Annotated in this window: 3 protein-coding genes and 1 pseudogene; 3 read left to right on the plus strand and 1 reads right to left on the minus strand. The window is 62.7% G+C overall.

Features of this window, described 5'->3' with window-relative positions; all coding sequences use genetic code 11:
• A pseudogene (locus tag WBV42_RS11855) lies at positions 1–322 on the plus strand (phosphoribosylglycinamide formyltransferase); the annotation flags it as partial.
• Between the two features lie 232 nt (positions 323–554).
• On the opposite strand, the gene WBV42_RS11860 reads toward WBV42_RS11855, so the two are convergent.
• Entirely contained in the window at positions 555–1,157 is a 603-nt protein-coding gene (locus WBV42_RS11860; RefSeq protein WP_423986220.1) for a hypothetical protein, read from the minus strand.
• Between the two features lie 239 nt (positions 1,158–1,396).
• On the opposite strand from WBV42_RS11860, the gene WBV42_RS11865 reads away from it, so the two are divergent.
• Complete coding sequence (locus WBV42_RS11865) at positions 1,397–1,939, plus strand: SHOCT domain-containing protein (RefSeq protein WP_423986221.1); 543 nt, start codon at positions 1,397–1,399, stop codon at positions 1,937–1,939.
• A 131-nt stretch (positions 1,940–2,070) separates the two neighbouring features.
• Positions 2,071–4,452 (plus strand): dihydropteroate synthase (gene folP / locus WBV42_RS11870; protein WP_423986222.1); only part of this gene is annotated, 2,382 nt, incomplete at its 3' end.

Consider the following 4,452-nt stretch of genomic DNA (forward strand, 5'->3'; position numbering starts at 1 on the left):
CGTCAAATCCAACGCCATCCTGTTCGCCAAAGGTACCGAGACGGTCGGCATCGGCGCGGGACAGGTCAGCCGCGTGGATGCGGTCGAGATTGCAAAAATGAAAGCGGACCGCGACGCCGACGGCAAGGACGCCGACGGCGCGGTCATGGCCAGCGACGCTTTCTTCCCGTTCCCGGACGGCATCGAGGAGGCCGCCGAGGCGGGCATCGAAGCGGTTATCCAACCCGGCGGGTCGGTCAACGACGACGACGTCATCGAAGCCGCGAACGAGCACGATATGGCGATGGTGTTCACCGGGAGTCGGTGCTTTAGGCACGACTGAGCGAAGCGAAGGAGGGCCTAAAGCCAGCGAGACGCAGCGCCAAAGGCGATCGTCTCGCGCGGTTTTCGCCAAGAACGAACGAAGTGAGTGACTGGCGAACGTTTTCTATCTGATTCTGACGAAAATCTCGTGACGGGAAACGTCTAAAGCCAGCGAGACGCAGCGTCCGGAGGGCGACCGTCTCGCGTGGTTTTCGCCATGAACGAACGGGGTGAGTGAATGGCGAACTGCGCTACTGCTCACTGTTTTCGACCCATCCACGAACCTCACGAGCGACCTCGTTTGGGGCGAGGTCGCTCGTGTTGACGACTTCGATTCCGTGGTCAGTTCCCTCGTCTCGATACCACCGGTTGACGTCGAGCATGAAGTCGATGTCGCCCTGTGCCATCGCCCGCTCGCGCAGTCGTTCTTCGAGGTCGGCATCGTCACAGACGAGCGCACAGCGTTCGATAGTGGCGAAATAACGTGTCTCGGGGCTATCGTCGATGTCGTGCGGGTGGACGCCGCCGACGAAGAGGGCCCGCCGACCGGCGGCGTGAAGCGTCATGCAGACCCGAAAATCGAGGTCGCAGATGGCCTCCCACGAGAGATTTCCGTTCGTCAGATCGATGTGCAGGTCTCCCTCGTAAACCGTGGGACAGATCTCACCGTCCAGTAACCCGGCGGTCGTGGATTTCCCGACGCCCGGTGCGCCCTCCAACGAGTACAGGGGAAGATAGCGGAACTGGAATCGCTCACCGCACTCGGGACATTCGGCGGTCGCGTGTCCGTCCTCGGAGTCGAGAATCCGTTTTTCGATGTCGGAATTCCGGCATCCGGGACAGAAGTGTAACATCAATCCGTTGGATGAGTAACCGATACAAAAGCGTAGCGAGACCGTGACACAGATCCACACTGCGAACGTCCAGTGGCGAAATCCCTTCTGCTACGGGTAGTTGAACGATTGAGCAACTATTCAACTATGCTCGAATGGTCTCCTACAGCTTCTTTCACCCCGATTTACCGAACGCGAATCCTCGGTGCTCGAACGCCCGAGGAATGGCTTAATGTACGAGCCAGCCAAACCATCAGTCGATGAACGCGTTCGCCAGCACCAAGGTCAAGCGGCTGTTCGCCGCGTTCGTGGTGTCCCTCCTCACCCTCCTTGCAATCGTGGTGTTTGGGGTGTTCGGCACGCTCGCCGCGCTCGGCAGTCCGGCGTACGCGAACGCGCCCCTGATCCCCGCGTTCTTCCGCGCCGCGTTTCCGTACGTCGCCGCGTTCTTCTTCGATGCGGTGGTGTCCTGCGTCTTCTTCGTCTGGCTGGCCGTCACCATCGTTCAGGGGGTATCGGTTCCGCGGAGCGATCGACTCGGACGAATGGCTCGCGTCGCGGAGGCGGTTTCGCCGCGCGCTCGCGAGGTCGGTCTCTCGGAGCACGTCACGCCGACGAAGGAGGACCGGATGAAGGAACTGAAGCGACAGTACGTCGCGGACGAGATCGACGAGTACGAGTTCGAACGACGGATGATGCGACTGTTGGACGAAGGACGAACGAACGACGGTGCTCACCGCGATACACGACGGTGGTTCGAGCGGGATTTCGAACGGGAGTACGAGTGGGAGTTCGAGCGGTAGCTTCCGAGCGTTGGACCGGGAACCCTTGGAACTGAAAAGACGTCCCTCCCGAGTGGAATCGTAGCCGGTTCCGAATTGCCGGGAATCTCAACTCCGACAATCTAAAGCGCTCGGCTTCTGTCCTCACAGCTATGGACTACCACGAGGCCGCGAACTTTCTTTTCGACCTGCGGCGCTTCCGTCCGAAGCCGGGGACGGACTCCACCGCAAACCTCCTCTCCCACCTCGGCAATCCACACGACGGCGGACGGTTCGTACAGGTCGCCGGGTCGAACGGAAAGGGCAGTACGGCCCGAATGACCGAGCAGGTACTCCGCGAAGCGGGGCTGTCGGTCGGTCTCTACACCTCCCCACATTTCGACGACGTTCGCGAACGAATCACGGTCGATGGACGAAAGATCACCGAGACGGCCATCGTCGAGTACGTCGAGTCCGTCTACCACTACGTAACGGAGACGGCGACTCGCGGCGACTCGCCGACCTTCTTCGAGGGAATGACCGCGATGGCGTTGTGGTATTTCGCCCGGGAGGACGTGGACGTGGCCATCCTCGAAGTCGGTATCGGCGGGCGCTACGACGCGACGAGCGTGATCGACCCGGTCGCCGCCGCCGTCACCAGCGTCACGCTCGAACACACGGGCATCCTCGGCGAGACCATCGAGGAAATCGCCACCGACAAAGCACACGTGGCACCGGGAACTACACCGCTCGTCACCGGCACGCAAGGAGACGCCCTCGATGCCGTTCGAAAACAGGCGGGCGACGTGATCGTCGTGAGCGACGGCGAGGACGACGACAGCGACGTGCGAGCGACCTACGGCGGACGGACGAACCACACCGAGGCCGCAGTTTCCATCTCCGGAGCGGATTGGAGCGTCGAGACCGCGATTCCACTGCTCGGGGAATATCAGGCGCAGAACGCGGGCATCGCCGCGGCCCTCGCCCGCCAAGTCGCGAACGTAACGGAGAACGAACTCGCCCGAGGACTGCGGAAGGGATTCTGGCCCGGCCGGTTCGAAGTGATGGGAACGAACCCGCTCGTCGTGCTCGACGGCGCGCACAACCCCGGTGCGTGTGCGGCCCTCGCCAACACCATCGCGGAATTCGACTACGACGACCTCCACTTCGTCTTCGGCGCGATGCACGACAAGGATATTCAGGGGATGGCCGACGCGCTTCCGACGCCCGACCACGTCGTCGCGACTCACGCCAACATCGGCCGGGCGGAGGACGAAGAGGTCGTCGCACGCGTGTTTGAAGCCGAAGACGTCGAACGAGTCGACCGAGTTAGTTCGGTCGAAAGCGCGCTCGATACGGCGCTCGATGCGGCCGAGGAGGACGATTTTGTCCTCGTCGTGGGGTCGCTGTTCGCCGTAGCGGAGGCACGGACACGCTGGACGCGCGCGGAGATTCCGAAACGAATCGCCTCGTTGGAGGACGCACGGGAAGCGCTGGAAAGCACGCACGCCACCAGACCCGAACGCCATCTCGCGCAGGGCAAGGCGGTTCACCGAGTCGTGAAGACCCGCGTCCAGACGCGACAGGCCCAGTACATCAAAGCCGAGATGCTCTCGCTCGGCGGCGAATGTGCGCAATCCGGCCTCCACGAACGGGACGACGAAAACATCGACGTGCTGTTGATGGGGACGCTTGCACAGTATCGGCGACTCGTGAGGCGACTGGACGACTCACCGTACGGCTTGTCGACCTTCGCCAACGACCTTCGGGACACGCTCGGCATTGGGGACGTGGCGGGCGGTCACGGGTACCCGTGGGAAGGCCGGACGGCGGTAATGGGCATCCTCAACGTGACGCCCGACAGTTTCCACGACGGCGGGCAGTACGAGGCATACGAGGACGCCATCGACCAAGCGAAGCGGATGGTCAACGCGGGCGTCGACATCATCGATATCGGCGGCGAGAGCACCCGCCCAGGTGCCGACGAGGTTCCGGACGAGGCGGAGATCGAGCGCATCGTTCCCGTCATCGAGGAAATTCGTGACCTCGACGTCATGATCTCCGTCGATACGCGAAAGGCCGCCGTGGGTCGCGCCGCGTTGGAAGCGGGTGCGGACATCCTGAACGACGTGTCGGGACTCGAAGACCCCGAGATGCGATTCGTCGCCGCCGAATACGACGCACCGCTGGTCGTCATGCACAGCCTCGATGCACCCGTCGTTCCGGAGCACACGGTGGAGTACGACGACGTCGTCGAGGACGTCATCGCGGAACTGGAAGAGCGCGTCCTGCTCGTACAGAAGGCGGGTCTCGACCGGAGCAAAATAATCGTGGACCCCGGACTCGGATTCGGGAAGACCGCCGGGGAGAACTTCGAACTGCTCGGACGGACCGGCGAACTGCACGCGCTCGACTGTCCCGTCCTCATCGGTCACTCGCACAAATCCATGTTCGATTCCATAACCGACGAGGACAGAACCGCCGCGACGGTTGCCGGGACGGCCATCGCCGCGGAACGCGGCGCGGACATCGTTCGAGTCCACGACGTCGAGGAG

Origin of the sequence: Haladaptatus sp., assembly GCF_049589095.1 — an archaeon.
GTDB lineage: Archaea > Halobacteriota > Halobacteria > Halobacteriales > Haladaptataceae > Haladaptatus.

Coding starts and splice junctions, on each gene's coding strand:
- WBV42_RS11865 (WP_423986221.1), top strand. CDS start 1,397: ATGAACGCGTTCGCCAGCACCAAGGTCAAGCGGCTGTTCGCCGCGTTC.
- WBV42_RS11860 (WP_423986220.1), bottom strand. CDS start 1,157: ATGTTACACTTCTGTCCCGGATGCCGGAATTCCGACATCGAAAAACGG.